The following is a 14,260-nucleotide window of genomic DNA, read 5'->3' as shown; positions in this document are numbered from 1 at the left end:
CAAAACGCTCGGCTGGGAAACCCCAGCCGAGCGTCTCGCTAAGCTCCTCACACCAGCCAGTTGATCAACCGGTGTTGCGATCACCCCTAGAACCCAAGCGGTTCGACAGGGGGGAACAGTCATGCCGGGCCCGAAGGCCGGCGGCCCTCTTGCAGGACCACGAAGAACATAACGGGGGGCGTGCTGTTGCCCTTGGTCGATCGGGGTTGGTAGCGCGCTGCGGTGCGCTCGTTGGTTTGTCTCATGCGCGGCGGGGTGCTGGTCGGAGCGTTGTTGGCGACCTGCGTTCGCTTGGGCTGGGCGGGCGGTGTGGTGCCGGGTGTTGCGACGTCCGTCGCATCTGTGGCATGCGACACCTTGCGCCGGTTTTAGCTCGTAAGCTGCCGAGGTGCGCAATGTGATCATGAAGGCTGACTTGCTCCTGTACGGCCTATCTGGGGTGAAGTGTACGGGTGGTGTCGGTCGTGCGCGCCTGCGTCATGTGCGGCGTGGTGGGGTTTCGGCCTCGCTGCGGCACGACGCGTTGTTCGTTCTCCTGCTGGCTGGTGGCACCGCGCTGCGGTCGCTGGCGATGGCGGGATACCGACCCGCTTTGTGGTTCAACGACGCTTTCGACTACGTGCGGATCGGGCTTTCGCCGTTCTCCCATCCCCTTCGCCCCCAGGGGTACGGGCTGTTTCTGTGGATCCTCAAGCCAATGCACAGCTTCGCGCTGGTCATCGCTTTGCAGCACCTCATGGTGCTGTGTTTGGCGATAGCGGCGTACCGCATCATGGTGCACTCGTTCGACGTCGGGAGGTCGTGGGCGGCCGTGGCGACGGCCCCGGTTCTACTGGACCCCTTTCAGGTTCAGTTGGAGCACATGCCGCTGTCCGACACATTGTTCACCGTCCTGGTCTTTAGCGCGATGATGCTCCTTGTTCGAGCGGATTCGTCGTTGTGGCGGCCTGCGGCGGCGGGAGCCTTTCTGGGGATGGCGACGGTCACACGTACCGTCGGGCTGCCCCTGGTGATCTTGGCGGTGCTCTACCTGCTGGTGTGCGATCGCGCGTGGCGTCCCCGGCGGGCCCTGGCTGCCGCGCCCGCAGTGCTGGCGACCCTGGCGGCGTTCGCGCTGCCCGTCGGGGCGTGCATGGTCTGGTTCCATTCCTCGCACGGGCGTTTCGCGCTCGCTGGATCCGATGGCGTTTTTCTGTGGGGCCGGACCGCGGCGTTCGCCGATTGCGCCGATCATGCTCCGCCCAGAAATCTGGCCTCGATGTGTCCCCGCAAGCCACCGGGGCAGCGGAAAGCCTCCTCTACCCAGATCTGGGAAGCCGGGTCGCCGACCGGATGGCGCCATGGTCATGCTTTTTCGGCGGAGACCAATGACCGCGCCATGGAGTTCGCGCTATGGGCGATGGTCACTCAGCCTGGTGATTACGCCAAGACGGTCTCGTACGACTTCTTCGTCCGGACTTTCTCCTGGAAGAGGGAGGGTTACCCGCACCCATGGACTGAGTCGTTCTATCATTTTCCCAGCGAACTTCAGCAGCCGATCTCCGACGTTCCGGTCATCGGCGGCGGCACTGCGGCCAGTGTCACCCGTGAGTACGAAGAAGGCCCTGCCGAAACCCAGATCGACGAGACGTACGCCGCCCCACTTCGCTGGTACCAACGCCACGTCCGCCTCCCCGGCACGGTTCTCGGGCTGGTCGTGGTCGCGGGCGCTGCCGGACTGCTGCGCCGGCGCCCAGGCGGATTGAGCCCCCAGGCCGCGCTGCTTTGGGGCACCGGGGTCGCACTCCTCCTCATCCCGCCGTTGACCACGGACTTCGACTATCGCTACCTCCTGCCCGCCACGCCCTTCCTCGCCATGGCCGCCGTCATGGCATGGCGGCCTCCCGCAGAAGGCTCGTCCTTCCTCGTCCTCACACTCGATCCAAGACGCGTGCCGTAGTGCGAGTTGCGCTGGCCAACGCCCGGAGCGACGTTCTCGGGGTGGGTCGCTTGCTCGATCAGGGCTTGGGTGAGCGTCGTGATGTGGGGACGGTCGCTGCGGTTGATCGCGGCGACGCCGATATGGCGGATCGGTCCCGGTGGCTCGATGGAGACGGTGCGCAGGCCCGGAATCTCCGGGGTGAGGGCGATCGAGGGGATCAGGGAGATGCCCATGCCCGCGGCGACGAGTGAGCGGGCGAAGAAGTAGTCGGTGGTGGTCCCTCGCACTTCAGGATCGAATCCGGCGCGCTCGGCGTAGCGGCGGAGGTACTCCTCGGTCTTGAGGAAGCCGAGCACCCAGGGTTCGGCCGCCAGTTCGGCGAGGTCGAGCGTGTCGCGGTCGGCGAGGCGGTGTTCTCGCGGCAGGACGACGTGCAGGGGATCCGCCAGGAGCGGCGTCCACTGCAGGTTGGAGCGGGTTGCCGGGCCAAGGGGCAGCGGCCGTCGAAGTGGTAGGCGAGGGCGAGGGCGGCCACCTGCTGGGAGACGGCCGCGGGGGTGAGGCGGAGAGCCGTGGCCGCCTGGTTGAAGCTGCCATGCTCCGCATCGGCCTCTACCAGTTGCACAAGCCGGACCCGGCCGTGCCCTGGGCGGAGTCTGTCGGTGCGCTGCGCGAACTGCTCGACGCCGGGACGATCCGCGCCTCGGGAATCTCCAACGTCACCACCGATCAGATCCGCGAGGCGCGTCAGATCCTCGGCGACGGACTCGTCTCCGTGCAGAATCGGTACTCGCCCGCCGTGCGCGACAGTGAGTCCGAGCTGCGGCTGAGCACGGAGCTGGGCCTGGCCTTTCTGCCGTGGAGCCCACTCGGCGGCATCTCGCGCAGCTCGCTCGACGGCCCTTCCACCTCGGCCGGTACCGCCTTCCACCACATCGCGGCCGAACGCGGCGTCAGTCCGCAGCGGATCGTCCTGGCCTGGCTGCTCGCACGCTCTCCGGTGGTGATCCCGGTGCCGGGAGCCAGCCGTCCGGCCTCCATCGCCGACTCGGCCGGGGCCGCGGAGCTCGTACTGAGCACGGAGGAGCTGGCGCGGCTTGAGCATGCTCTGCCGGGCTGAGACCACGGCCTGTTACTGGCTGGGACGTCGTTCGTAGAGGCTGAGCAGGAGACGGCGGACCTGGCGGCGCTCCACGAGGACGTACGCGCTTCCGTCGGGGTGGAGCGCCTCGGCTCGGGCGGCGACTTTCCGCTCGTCTTCGGGGGCGGCGGGGCCCTTGTGTCCCAGGCCGGTCAGCAACCATACGCGGGACGTGGTCTTCAGCCGGTATCTGAGCTCGGAGTCGGGAACCGACAGCCCGTCGATGGTGGCCGAGGCGCGTGGGGAACGTGCCAGGCCGACGTCGCGCAGCCGTGAGAACCCGGTCGGATAGGCCATGGACATGCTCCGGCCGAAACCTTCGAGGTACACCACGGCATCGCCGGGCCTGCCCAGGGCTCTCAGTACTTTCTCCGTGGTGCGCAGATCGTCCAGGTGCCCCTCGGGACGGCGCACCGCCAGCTGGGACGGCATGGCGATCGCCACGACGGCCACCAGCGCGACGACCTGGACCGGAAGGCGGAACCGGGCAAGCCCGGCCCCGGCGAGCAGGGCCGCGGCGGGCAGGCAGAAGAGCAGATACCGGACGTTGTAGAACGGGTGGACCAGCGAGACGGTCAGCAGGACCACGGGCGGCAGGACCAGCCATGGAAGCGCCAGCACCACCACGGGCGCGGTGCCCCTGGAGCGGATCAGCAGCGTGATCGGGACGATCAACGTGAACGAGCCCGTCAGCGCGGTGACGACCTCATCGAGCTCGGCCGTGCCGGGAGGCCGCATCCAGCTGATCGCGGTCTGCTGTGTGCTCGCGAGGACGGCCAGGGGGGCGATGACGGTCAGGGCGGCACCGGCCGCCGCGAGCCAGCGAACGAGGACGGCCCGGCGGGCGTGGACGAGCAACGTCGCACCGTGCGCCGCCAGCAGCAGCGCCGCGATCAGGTGCGCGATTCCTAACAGGGCCGTCATCGCGGCGTACGCGACGAACCAGCGCCCGGATCCGGTCTGCGCCGCCACCACCAGCAGGAGGCTCGCCAGTACCGCGAGCGCCATGACCAGCGCGTACGACCGGGCGTCCTGCCCCGCTCGGGAGAACATCGGCGCCACCGTGCAGAGCGACCCGGCCAGCACGCCGGCGCGCGCCGAGCAGAGCCGGGCGCCGATCGCGGCGACGCCGCCCGCCGCCACCGCTCCGGCCAGCGCCGATGGCAGCCTCAACGCCCACTCGTTCGTGCCGAAAACGGCGATGATCGGGTGCATCATCAGGTAGTACATGCCGTGGACGGCGTCGATGTTGCCGAGCAGCCGGAGGATGTCCGGGAGGGGCCGCCGGGCGACCGAGATGGTCGCGGCCTCGTCACGCCACAGGGACGGTGTGCCCAGCCCGGTCAGCAGGACGGCCAGTGCCAGCCCGCCGGGGACCAGCCATGTCCAGCGGGGCGGCCGCGTCGGTTCCGGCCTGGGCTCGGCCACCACGAGCGGATCGGCCAGCTCATCATTCCCGACCACCATCGCGCTGGCTCCCCCGAGCTTGATACGCCCCGTCCTCGTCACGCGCCCTGGGCGGCCGAGGACGGATCATGATCCGCGAACGCGATTGTGGCATAAAGATCAGTAACAAGCTTGGAATGTCACGATTTCTAGACAAAGTTCAGACGATTGGGGACGGCCTGTCGCGCCATCGTCAGCATGAGAACGAACGAACTTCACCTTGGACGGGCCGTTAATGAGCTGTTCGGGGACGCGCGGAGGTGGGACGACCCGTCCGGCGCCGGTTCGGATTCCTGAACTGTCGAGCGTGTGCTGGCCGGAAACGGCCTACTCGCGTGCCCTCGTCCATGTGCCGTTAGGACGGTGCTGAACTACCTTCCGTGCCTATTCGTCCACGGATCGAAATCGGCTTCGGGTGGCATGGTGATGGCCGGCTTCGACGCCCACGCATCTCGGTACACCCCGGGTGGATGCGCCTTGCGGTCCGAATGTGCAGGTCAACGCCATTAGTTGCCGGGGGCGCTCACGTTCACCCGACGTGCGAGTGAACGCCACATCGTGGGATTACGATGGTTCTCAAGCTGGCAGACCAGATGGGATTCCCGTCGTCCGCTCGCCCTGGCCGTCGTCATCCTTGCCGCCCCGGCGCCGCCTCTCTTGGACAGGGTGCCAAGCCAGTCGGCGATGACTCGGTCACTTTTGTGTGGACTTTTCCTCTGAGTGGCTGCGCGGTGAGCTCTGGCCGCGCTTGCGTTTCTCTAGGCGAGAGAAAACTGTGGCGGGGGCGGTGCGTGACAGGCGGCGTTGAGGCGGCTTCGCTGATCGTCGGTCAGGCGTATGCCGGCGGCGGCGACGTTCTCCTCCAGGTGTGCGATCGAGGCCGTGCCCGGGATCGGCAGGACGACCGGCGAGCGGTCGAGCAGCCATGCGAGCGCGACCTGGGCCGCGGTGGCGCCGAGTTCGGCCGCCACCGCGGCGATCTCCGTCCCGGGCTCCGCGGTCGCGGGATGGACGGGCCGCCAGGGCAGGAAGGCGATCCCCGCCTCGGCGCAGGCGTCAAGGACCGCCTGGTGCTCGCGATCGAGCACGTTGTAGCGGTTCTGCACACTGGCGATGTCGACGATCGCCCGAGCCCGGTCGAGTTCGGCGACACCGACCTCCGACGGACCGATGTGGCCGATCTTGCCCTCGACGCGCAGCTCACCGAGTGTTCCCACCTGGTCGGCGAGTGGTACCCGCGGGTCGACGCGGTGGAGTTGGAGCAGGTCGAGCCGGTCGACCCGAAGTCGGCGCAGAGCCCGCTCGACCTGGTCGCGTAGGACCGCTGGGCGTCCGCACAGGGCGGCCTCACGCGGCGGGTCCGGCGGTACGACCCCCACCTTCATGGCGATGAGCAGCTCGTCGGGATAGGGATGCAATGCCTCGGCGATGAGTTCCTCGTTCGCGCCCCAGCCGTAGAGGTACGCGGTGTCGATCAGCGTGACGCCCAGGTCGACGGCGCGCCGGGCCACCGCGATGGCGTTCTGGCGATCCCGGTCGGGCTCGGCCGGCAGGTGCATGGCTCCGAATCCGAGCCGGCGCACGACGATGTCGCCGCCGATGGCGAAAGTGGCGGCCGTCATGTGTCGATCTCCCCTTCGCCGCCACGGTACAGCCGTCCCGTCTCAAGATCGTCGCTTGCGCGGGCAGGACGCCGCCGGGCGGGCCTGGGGTCGGTCAGGTCGTGCGGCTTTCGGCGGCCTTGGCCTCCAGTGGGATCCGCGTAAGGGCCTGTTCGTCGGGAGTGCCGCATGCCGAAGTACCACAGCATGCGTCGCTTTTGCCGAGGTCCTCAGTGTGCCCCTTGACTGTGTAGACCTCCCAGGGTTCGCTGCCAGGGCCGTGGACCCAGACCTTGTCCTGGAGGGTGTAGCAGCAGGACGTGTCGTTCTCCTCCAGCGTCGCCAGGCCGGAGTCCCTGAGCCGTTCGGCCGCCTCGTGGACGAGGCCGGAGTCTTCGACTTCGACGCCGAGGTGGTCGAGGTGGGTCGGGTCGCCGCCCTCGTCCTCGATCAGGACGAGCTTGAGCGGCGGGTCGGCGATGGCGAAGTTGGCGTAGCCGGGACGGAGCTTGGCCGGACCGGTACCGAACAGCCTGGAGTAGAAGGCGATCGAGCCTTCCAGGTCGGGCACGCGCAGGGCGAGTTGGACGCGGGACATGCGGTTCCTCCTCGGGTCGCTACTTAGATGGATGTCGAAGTAGCCCATGCGTCGAGCTTGCGCCGCTGGATAGATGGATGTCAAATTAGATACATGTCTAAGCAGATCCTGCCGATCGTGGATCCCTGTGACGGTGAGGCGGCGTGCCGTACGCCGCTGGTGCGCGAGCCGTTGAGCGAGGCCGAGGCGACCGAGCTGGCGCCGCTGTTCAAGGCGATCGCCGATCCGGTGCGCCTGAGGCTGCTGTCGCTGATCGCGTCCCATGAGGGCGGTGAGGTGTGCGTCTGCGACCTGACCGGGGCGTTCGAGCTGACGGCTCCGACGATCAGCCACCACCTGAAGGTGCTCCGGCGGGTGGGACTGATCGACTCCGAGCGGCGCGGCACCTGGGTCTACTACTGGCTCAACCCCGGGGTGCTGGACCGGCTGTCGGCGGTCCTGGGGCCGCGCGTCGTCGCCGCCGTCTCATGAAGGGCGCCGGGCAGGAGCTGCGGACGGCACCCGTTCGTCCCCGAGCCGGACGGACGGTGGCGGCGCGGCTCTCGACTTTGGACCGGTTCCTCCCGGTGTGGATCGGCGCGGCGATGGCGCTCGGGCTGCTCGGGGGACGCGCCGTCCCCGGCCTGGACGGCGCGCTGGAGTCGGTGAAGGTCGGTGGGATCTCGCTGCCGATCGCGCTGGGCCTTCTGGTGATGATGTATCCGGTGCTGGCGAAGGTCCGTTATGACCGGGTCGGTGCGGTGGTGGGGGATCGCCGCCTGGTGATCCCGTCGCTCGTGGCGAACTGGGTCGTCGGCCCCGCCGTGATGTTCGCGCTCGCGTGGATCTTCCTGCCCGATCTGCCGGAGTACCGCACCGGGCTGATCATCGTCGGGCTCGCCCGCTGTATCGCGATGGTGATCATCTGGAACGATCTGGCGGGCGGGGACCGCGAGGCCGCCGCCGTGCTGGTCGCGCTGAACTCGGTGTTCCAGGTGATCGCGTTCGCTGCGCTCGGCTGGTTCTACCTCGACGTCCTCCCCGGGTGGCTCGGCCTCGACCAGGCCCGGCTGGCCGTCTCCACCTGGGACATCGCGCGCAGCGTGCTCGTCTTCCTCGGCGTCCCGCTGGTCGCCGGGTACCTCACCCGCCTGCTCGGGGAGCGCGCCCGCGGCCGGGCCTGGTACGAGGAGCGGTGCCTGCCGCGCCTCGGCCCGGCCGCGCTGTACGGGCTGCTGTTCACGATCGTGATCCTTTTCGCGCTGCAGGGGGACGCGATCACCTCGCGTCCGTGGGACGTGGCGCGCGTCGCGGTGCCGCTGCTGGTCTACTTCACGCTCATGTGGGCCGGGTCGTTCGCCCTCGGCCGCGCCGCCGGGCTCGGCCATCCCCGTACCGTGACCTTGGCCTTCACCGCGGCGGGCAACAACTTCGAACTCGCGATCGCGGTGGCGGTCGCCACCTTCGGCGTCACCTCCGGCGAGGCCCTCGCGGGCGTCGTCGGTCCCTTGATCGAGGTCCCCGTCCTGGTCGGCCTCGTGTACGTCTCGCTGGCGCTGCGGCGCCGCCTCACCCCGGAGGGGACGCCATGACCACGGCCGCCGACAAGCCCGAGGTGCTGTTCGTGTGCGTGCACAACGCCGGGCGCTCCCAGATGGCCGCGGCACTGCTGGACCATCACGCGGGCGGCCGCGTCCGCGTCCGCTCGGCCGGATCCGCGCCCGCCGACGCCGTCAATCCCGCCGTCGCCGAGGTGATGGCCGAAGTGGGGCTCGACCTTTCGAAGGAGTTCCCGAAGCCGCTGACGGGCGAGGCCGTCCAGGCCGCCGACGTGGTCGTGACCATGGGGTGCGGCGACGCCTGCCCCGTCTTCCCGGGCAAGCGGTATCTGGACTGGCGGCTTCCCGACCCCGCCGGACGGCCCGCCGAGCAGATCCGCCCCATCCGCGACGAGATCGACGCCCGCGTACGCGCCCTGCTCGCCGAGCTCCTGCCCGCCGGCTCCTGAAGGTCCGCGAGGACGGTTCCGGCGGGATCGTTCCAACGTTCTAGGTGACCAGGATCGTCCAGCCTTGGTTCAGGAGCAGGCAGGCCTGCTCGACCGCGGCGAGGGGATCGGCCTGGGACGGGGCGAACGTCAGGATCTCCAGGGTGAAGTGGGCGTAGGCGGCGCACAGTAGGTCGTCCTCCGGCCGGCCGGTCTGGCCGGCCAGGGCGCGCGCCAGGGCGTGTTCGTGGCGCATCCACATGGAGCGGGAGTACTCGCTCAGGGCGGGGGTCTCCCGGATCAGCCGCTGGTAGGCGCCGAGGCGGGGGTCGAGGGCGTTGGCCGAGGTGAGGAACTCCGTGAGGTGGACGCGCAGGGCCTCCGGGACCGACCGGCCGGGCGGCCGGTCGGTGACCGCCCGGACCAGGGCGGCCTCATGGTCGGCGTCCTCGTCGAAGACCAGTGCTTCCTTGCCGCCGGGGAAGTGGTTGAACAGGGTCGAGACCGACACGTCGGCGGCCTCCGCTATCTCCCGGACCCCGACCTGCTCGTAGCCGCGTTCCAGGAACAGCTCAAGCGCCGTGTCGGCGATCGCCTTGCGGGTCGCCGCCTTCTTGCGTTCGCGCCGTCCGCCCGCGTCCGCGCCGTCGGTCTTCATGCCCGCATCCTAGTCCGGGACGCCAGAACTGAGACAAAGTTGGATCTGTTGTAATTTCAGACTGATTCTAGCTATCGTGAGTCGCGTTCGCCGGGCGCGGTCGGTTCCCCGATCCGTGGCAAGAGGAGACCTCGATGACTGCTCATCACCCCATCGCGATCGTCGGAGGCGGGCTCGGCGGGCTGACCCTGGCGCGCGTCCTGCACACGCGCGGCGTCCAGGCCGCCGTTTTCGAGCTGGAGGCGGGCCGGCTCACCCGGACGCAGGGCGGCATGCTCGACATCCACGCCGAGTCCGGGCAGACGGCACTGCGCGCCGCGCGCCTGTACGAGCCGTTCCGCGCGATCGTCCACCCCGGCGGGGAGGCGATGCGGCTGGTGGCGCCGGACGGGACGGTCCGTCTGGAGGAGGCGGACGAGGGCGACGGCGACCGTCCGGAGGTCGATCGCGGGGAACTGCGCGACCTGCTGCTGGACTCGCTGCCGGACGGCACGGTCCGCTGGGGCGCCAGGGTGACCGGTGCCCGCGGGCTGGGCGGAGGCCGGCACGAGGTGGCCTTCGCCGACGGGAGCGTCATCACCACCGACCTGCTGGTCGGCGCCGATGGCGCGTGGTCGCGGATCCGGCCGCTGGTCTCGGCGGACGTCCCCGCCTACACCGGCGTCTCGTTCGTCGAGTGCGACCTGCTGGACGCCGACGCCCGCCATCCCGGCTGCGCCGACCTGGTCGGCGGCGGCTTCTTCATCGCCGTGGACGGGCACAGGGGCGTCCTCGCCCATCGCGAGACCGACGGCAGCCTGCACGTCTACGCCGCCCTGCGCGCCGACGAGGACTGGCTGGACGGCATCGACTTCACCGACGCCGCCGCCAAGGCCGCGCTCGCCGAGCTCTACACCGGATGGGATCCGCGGCTGCGCGCGCTGATCTCCGACGCCGACGGTGCCCCGGTGCCGCGGCGGATCAACGCCCTGCCCGTCCGGCACCGCTGGGAGCGGGTGCCCGGCGTGACGCTGCTGGGCGACGCCGCCCACCTGATGTCGCCGTTCGCCGGTGAGGGCGCCAACCTCGCCATGCTGGACGGCGCCGAACTCGGCACGGCCGTCGCCGACCACGCCGGCGACATCGAGACCGCCCTGGCCGTCTACGAGGGACGGCTCTTCCCGCGCGGCGAGTCCGCGGCGGTCCTGTCGGCCGCGCAGCTCGACCTGATGTTCGGCCCGGACGCCCTGGACCGCGTGGTCGCCCAGTTCACCGCCTGACCGCCGTTCGCCCCCACCGACGGGAGTTCCCCATGACCACGATCGCCGTCATCCTGGCCAGCACCCGCCCCGGTCGCCGCGGCGAGGCCGTCGCCCGCTGGGCCCTCGATCTGGCGTCCCGGCGCGACGACGCCGCGTTCGAACTGGTCGATCTCGCCGCGAACGCCCTTCCCCACGTCGACGAGCCGGTGCCGCCCGCCATGGGCCGCTACACCCACCCCCACACCCGTGGGTGGGCCCGGACCGTCGCCCGCTACGACGGATTCGTGTTCGTCACCCCTGAGTACAACCACTCTGTCCCCGGCGCTCTGAAGGACGCCCTCGACCGCGTCTACGCCGAGTGGAACAACAAGGCGGCCGCGTTCATCTCCTACGGAATGGACGGCGGCGTCCGCGCGGTCGAGGCCCTCCGCCCGATCATGGCCGCCCTGCAGATGGCCGACGTGTCCGCACAGGTCGCGCTCAACATGCACACCGACTTCACCGGCTTCCGCGAATTCACCCCCGCCCCGCACCAGGCGGACGCGCTCGCCACCCTGCTCGACCAGGTCGTCACCTGGTCCAAGGCCCTGGAACCCCTGCGCGCACCGCGTCCCACTGTGTCGTCCCGGCGGTCCTGATAACGGCGCATCCACCGCTCGGCTCTGGAGTGGTACGGCTACCTAGGCCAGGGTACTTTCAGCGTGTTGCCCGGCAGCTTCGTCGCGACCTCCGTCATCAAGGGGGTTGTCCGTCTTGGCAGAGTCGCGGGGGGAGGGCCGTGGCGGCGTCGGCGCGGGTTATCGGGCCGGAGGGCCAGGCGGCGACGAGGGCGGCTCCGCCGATGACCGCCGCCGCGAGCAGGAACGACCAGGGGATCCCTCCGGGCCGGTCGACGATCAGGCCGGCGACGGCGCCGCCGGCGGCGTTGGCCGCGACCGGGACCGTCACCAGCCAGGTACCGGCCTCGTTGCGCATGCCGGACGGCACGATGCGGCCGACGATGGCGGTGTAGACGGTCAGCGTGGGCGCGATGGCGGCGCCGCCGATCGCGAGGGCGAGGCCGAGCGTCAGCGGATCCCGCATGATCGCCAGTGCCGCCGTGCTCAGCGCGACCGCGCCGAGCGTCCATGCGAACTGCCGGGCGAGCGCGGCGCGCGGACGCGCCAGGCCGTACGCGAAGCCGCCCAGAGCCGATCCCAGGCCCCATTCCGCGAGCAGGACGCCCGCCAGCCCGTCCGCTCCGGCGCCCGCGTGCGAGGTCGCGTACGCCGGGACGGTGACGCTGACCGCACCGAACGCCATGCCGAGGGCGCCGACGCACACCAGCACCACGGCGAACCCCGGGACCCGCAACGGGCCCAGCCCCCGGGTCCTGCCGTCCGCCGGGGCCGGGCGCTGCTCGCGCACCGCGGAGCCGCGTGCCAGGACCAGCGTGCCGAGCATGGTCACGCAGGCCGTCACGGCGATGGCCGTGGCCGGTGAGCCGACCAGCACGAGCACCGCCACCAGCAGCGGACCGGCCACGAACACCAGCTCGAACAGCGAGGTCTCCACGGCCAGGGCCGCGTTGCGGAGATGGTCCCGGCCGGTGCCGTCCTCGGTGAGGCCGATCCACGCGCCGCGGATCGCCGCCGTCAGCGGCGGGTAGGTTCCACCCGCCAGCACCGCGGCGCCGCAGATCAGCGGCAGTGAATCGGCGCGGGCCGCGAGCAGGAGCGCGACCAGGCCGAGCGGATGGGCGACGGCGGACGCGCGGAGCACCGGCGTGGATCCGACTCGGTCGGCGAGGCGTCCGACGACCGGGCCCGCGAGCGCCCCCGACAACGCGTAGCCGCCGGCCGCCAGGCCCGCCGGCGCGTAGCGTCCCGTGGCCTGCTCGACCAGCAGCAGCAACGCGAGCGGGGTCACGCCCATGCCCAGCCGCGCGAGGACGCCGGCCACCAGCAGCAACGGTGCCCCCGGCATCCGCCACACCGCCACGTACTGCCGCACTGCAGATACCTCCGCGCCGTCCCGCCCATGACCAACCGCGGGCAGGACGACCTTGTTCCGGAGGCCGCCGCCGTCAGTGGCTTTGTGCTGGGGAAGAGTGCTCGGGGTCCGGGGCGCGGTGGGTGGTCGCGGTGGGGGCGCGGAGGACGAGCAGGTGGCGGACGAGGGCGAGGGTCGCCAGTGCCGCGACCAGGGCGCAGACGCCCCACCAGCCCAGGGCGGTGTAGGCGCGGACGCCGAGCCAGGAGCCGACGCTGCCGCCGAGGAACGCGCACGTCATGTAGGCGGTGTTGAGGCGGCTGCGGACCTCGGGGCGCAGCGCGAAGACACGCGCCTGGTTGGCGACCTGGCCGGACTGCACCGCGACGTCGAGCAGGAGCATGCCGGCGGTGACGCCGGCCAGCCCGGCGGTGCCGCCGAGGGAGCCGGTGAGCAGCAGGGCGGCGGCGGCGATGACGCCGAGCAGGCAGGCGAGGCTCACCCGGTCGGGGCCGCGGGCGTCCACCGCGCGGCCCGCGAGCGGGGTGGCGAACATGCTGGCCGCGCCGACGAGGGCGATCAGGCCGACCGCCGCCGCGCCGAGCCCGTAGTCCGGGCCGGTGACGAGCAGGGCGAGGCTCGTCCAGGCGGCGCTGAAGCCCGCGAACACCAGCGTCTGGTACAGGCTGGAGCGGCGCAGCGCGGGTTCGGTGCGCAGCAGGCGCACCGAGGTGGCCAGCAGCGCGCCGTACCGTTCGCGGGACGGCGGGGTCGTGACGGGGAGCACGAGCGCCAGCACGGCCGCGAGCGCGAGGACGATCACGGCGGCGGTCAGGTAGGGGCCGCGCCAGCCCAGCCACTCGCCGAGGCCGCCGCCGAAGGTGCGGGCCAGCAGGATGCCGCCGATCAGGCCGCTGAGCAGGGTGCCGGTGACGGCGCCGCGCCGGTCCGGGGGGACGAGGCCGGCGGTCATCGGGATGATGATCTGCGGGACCACGGTCGCGCCGCCGGTGAGGGCGCCGGCGGCCAGCAGGACGGGCAGCGACGGGGCCAGCCCGGCGGCCAGCAGCCCGGCCCCGGTGATCGCCAGCAGGGTGGGGATCAGCCTGCGGTGCGCCAGCCGGTCGCCGAGCGGGACGAGCAGGAAGACGCCCGCCGCGTACCCGAACTGCGCGGCGGTCACCACCGTCGCGGCGAGGGCGGGCGAGACGTGCAGGTCCGCCGCGACGAGCGGGCTGATGGCCTGTGGGAAGTAGATGTCGGCGACGGCGACGCCGCAGGCGAGCGACAGCGTGAGGATCAGCCGGCGTCCGGGCGCGGTGGGAGTGCCGCCGGGCCGCGAGGGGGCGTCGGGCATGGGCGACCTTCCCTGGAGAACCATTATGACCGGTTCGAGACGGTACCAGTCATACAGGTTCTCGCCTAGCCCGGACGGCGGTAGGGTCGGGCCATGACGTCGGCTCGGAGCGGCCCCTTCCGCAGCGGATCGGGACGGATGTGCCTGGACTTCGTCCGCACGCTGCGCCATCGGGGCGGCGCGGCCGAGACCGAGGAACTGCCCGACCGGCGTGCGCTGGACGCGTGGATCGACCAGTTCGGGCCGTGGGAGCGGGCGCCGCGCCGGGCCGCGCCCGGCCAGGACGCGCTCGCCCGGGACCTGCGCGAGGCCGTCCACCGGATGATCGTCGCGGCGCGCGGGCCGGACGGGGTCGCCGCG

General features: G+C 71.1%; 15 protein-coding genes and 1 pseudogene. 8 read left to right on the top strand and 8 right to left on the bottom strand.

The genetic code is table 11. The features are described from left to right. The first annotated feature begins 388 nt into the window (after positions 1-388). Entirely contained in the window at positions 389-1,939 is a 1,551-nt protein-coding gene (locus E1291_RS31165) for a hypothetical protein (protein WP_131741662.1), read from the top strand. Here E1291_RS31165 and E1291_RS43425 read toward each other — a convergent pair. After that, positions 1,825-2,358: a LysR substrate-binding domain-containing protein gene (locus E1291_RS43425; protein ID WP_242614485.1), complete on the bottom strand. Its 534-nt coding sequence runs from the start codon at positions 2,356-2,358 to the stop codon at positions 1,825-1,827. The genes E1291_RS31165 and E1291_RS43425 overlap by 115 nt on opposite strands. Positions 2,359-2,495: 137 nt before the next feature. Beyond that, positions 2,496-2,546 (bottom strand): annotated as a pseudogene (locus E1291_RS45250) (hypothetical protein); the annotation flags it as partial. On the opposite strand from E1291_RS45250, the gene E1291_RS43420 reads away from it, so the two are divergent. Beyond that, the gene (locus E1291_RS43420) at positions 2,526-3,041 is read left to right on the top strand and encodes an aldo/keto reductase (RefSeq protein ID WP_370771058.1); all 516 of its coding nucleotides are present in this window, start codon (positions 2,526-2,528) and stop codon (positions 3,039-3,041) included. The pseudogene E1291_RS45250 and the gene E1291_RS43420 overlap by 21 nt on opposite strands. 12 nt (positions 3,042-3,053) lie before the next feature. On the opposite strand, the gene E1291_RS31155 is transcribed toward E1291_RS43420, so the two are convergent. The 3 genes from E1291_RS31155 to E1291_RS31145 all read right to left on the bottom strand — a co-directional run bounded on the left by E1291_RS31155 (position 3,054) and on the right by E1291_RS31145 (position 6,707). Further along, a complete protein-coding gene (locus E1291_RS31155; RefSeq protein WP_131741661.1) occupies positions 3,054-4,529 on the bottom strand; it encodes a glycosyltransferase family 39 protein in 1,476 nt (491 codons plus the stop codon). 737 nt (positions 4,530-5,266) lie between these two features. Next, positions 5,267-6,130 carry an aldo/keto reductase gene (locus tag E1291_RS31150; protein ID WP_131741660.1) on the bottom strand — a complete coding sequence of 288 codons (864 nt, stop codon included), beginning with the start codon at positions 6,128-6,130 and terminating at the stop codon, positions 5,267-5,269. 94 nt (positions 6,131-6,224) lie between these two features. After that, entirely contained in the window at positions 6,225-6,707 is a 483-nt protein-coding gene (locus E1291_RS31145; protein WP_131741659.1) for an ArsI/CadI family heavy metal resistance metalloenzyme, read from the bottom strand. Between the two features lie 93 nt (positions 6,708-6,800). Between E1291_RS31145 and E1291_RS31140 the strand changes: the two genes are divergently transcribed. Genes E1291_RS31140 through E1291_RS31130 form a run of 3 tightly spaced genes read left to right on the top strand, consistent with a single transcriptional unit; the run spans position 6,801 to position 8,694 of the window. Beyond that, positions 6,801-7,178, top strand: a complete 378-nt coding sequence (locus E1291_RS31140; protein WP_131741658.1) for an ArsR/SmtB family transcription factor — start codon at positions 6,801-6,803, stop codon at positions 7,176-7,178. Beyond that, positions 7,175-8,278, top strand: coding sequence for an ACR3 family arsenite efflux transporter (arsB, locus tag E1291_RS31135; RefSeq protein ID WP_131741657.1), 1,104 nt, complete (start codon positions 7,175-7,177; stop codon positions 8,276-8,278). Before E1291_RS31140 ends, arsB begins: the two co-directional genes overlap by 4 nt. Further along, the gene (locus E1291_RS31130; RefSeq protein ID WP_131741656.1) at positions 8,275-8,694 is read left to right on the top strand and encodes an arsenate reductase ArsC; all 420 of its coding nucleotides are present in this window, start codon (positions 8,275-8,277) and stop codon (positions 8,692-8,694) included. The genes arsB and E1291_RS31130 overlap by 4 nt, the downstream gene beginning before the upstream one ends. Before the next feature lie 40 nt (positions 8,695-8,734). Here the strand turns inward: E1291_RS31130 and E1291_RS31125 are convergent, their stop codons facing one another. Continuing rightward, entirely contained in the window at positions 8,735-9,331 is a 597-nt protein-coding gene (locus E1291_RS31125; protein ID WP_131741655.1) for a TetR/AcrR family transcriptional regulator, read from the bottom strand. 134 nt (positions 9,332-9,465) lie between these two features. Here E1291_RS31125 and E1291_RS31120 point away from each other — a divergent pair, with 134 nt between their 5' ends. Continuing rightward, a complete protein-coding gene (locus tag E1291_RS31120) occupies positions 9,466-10,590 on the top strand; it encodes an FAD-dependent oxidoreductase (RefSeq protein WP_131741654.1) in 1,125 nt (374 codons plus the stop codon). Positions 10,591-10,622: 32 nt separating this feature from the next. Continuing rightward, on the top strand, positions 10,623-11,210 hold the full coding sequence (locus E1291_RS31115) for an NADPH-dependent FMN reductase (RefSeq protein ID WP_131741653.1): 588 nt from the start codon (positions 10,623-10,625) through the stop codon (positions 11,208-11,210). Positions 11,211-11,307: 97 nt separating this feature from the next. On the opposite strand, the gene E1291_RS31110 is transcribed toward E1291_RS31115, so the two are convergent. Continuing rightward, a complete protein-coding gene (locus E1291_RS31110) occupies positions 11,308-12,564 on the bottom strand; it encodes an MFS transporter (RefSeq protein WP_207401029.1) in 1,257 nt (418 codons plus the stop codon). A gap of 73 nt (positions 12,565-12,637) precedes the next feature. Further along, positions 12,638-13,900, bottom strand: coding sequence for an MFS transporter (locus E1291_RS31105; RefSeq protein ID WP_131741652.1), 1,263 nt, complete (start codon positions 13,898-13,900; stop codon positions 12,638-12,640). Between the two features lie 93 nt (positions 13,901-13,993). Between E1291_RS31105 and E1291_RS31100 the strand changes: the two genes are divergently transcribed. After that, positions 13,994-14,260, top strand: a 267-nt coding sequence (locus E1291_RS31100; protein WP_207401028.1) for an ABATE domain-containing protein, incomplete at its 3' end; no start/stop codon positions are given.

It is taken from the genome of Actinomadura roseirufa, assembly GCF_900659635.1.
GTDB classification, from domain to species: domain Bacteria; phylum Actinomycetota; class Actinomycetes; order Streptosporangiales; family Streptosporangiaceae; genus Spirillospora; species Spirillospora roseirufa.
This window is presented reverse-complemented; position numbering and strand designations above follow the sequence as displayed.

Bases quoted from the DNA above. Each gene is read 5' to 3' on its own strand.
- E1291_RS31155 (WP_131741661.1), bottom strand. From the start codon at position 4,529: ATGGTGGTCGGGAATGATGAGCTGGCCGATCCGCTCGTGGTGGCCGAG.
- E1291_RS31125 (WP_131741655.1), bottom strand. From the start codon at position 9,331: ATGAAGACCGACGGCGCGGACGCGGGCGGACGGCGCGAACGCAAGAAG.
- E1291_RS31120 (WP_131741654.1), top strand. From the start codon at position 9,466: ATGACTGCTCATCACCCCATCGCGATCGTCGGAGGCGGGCTCGGCGGG.
- arsB (WP_131741657.1), top strand. From the start codon at position 7,175: ATGAAGGGCGCCGGGCAGGAGCTGCGGACGGCACCCGTTCGTCCCCGA.
- E1291_RS31140 (WP_131741658.1), top strand. From the start codon at position 6,801: ATGTCTAAGCAGATCCTGCCGATCGTGGATCCCTGTGACGGTGAGGCG.
- E1291_RS31145 (WP_131741659.1), bottom strand. From the start codon at position 6,707: ATGTCCCGCGTCCAACTCGCCCTGCGCGTGCCCGACCTGGAAGGCTCG.
- E1291_RS31130 (WP_131741656.1), top strand. From the start codon at position 8,275: ATGACCACGGCCGCCGACAAGCCCGAGGTGCTGTTCGTGTGCGTGCAC.
- E1291_RS31115 (WP_131741653.1), top strand. From the start codon at position 10,623: ATGACCACGATCGCCGTCATCCTGGCCAGCACCCGCCCCGGTCGCCGC.
- E1291_RS31150 (WP_131741660.1), bottom strand. From the start codon at position 6,130: ATGACGGCCGCCACTTTCGCCATCGGCGGCGACATCGTCGTGCGCCGG.
- E1291_RS31105 (WP_131741652.1), bottom strand. From the start codon at position 13,900: ATGCCCGACGCCCCCTCGCGGCCCGGCGGCACTCCCACCGCGCCCGGA.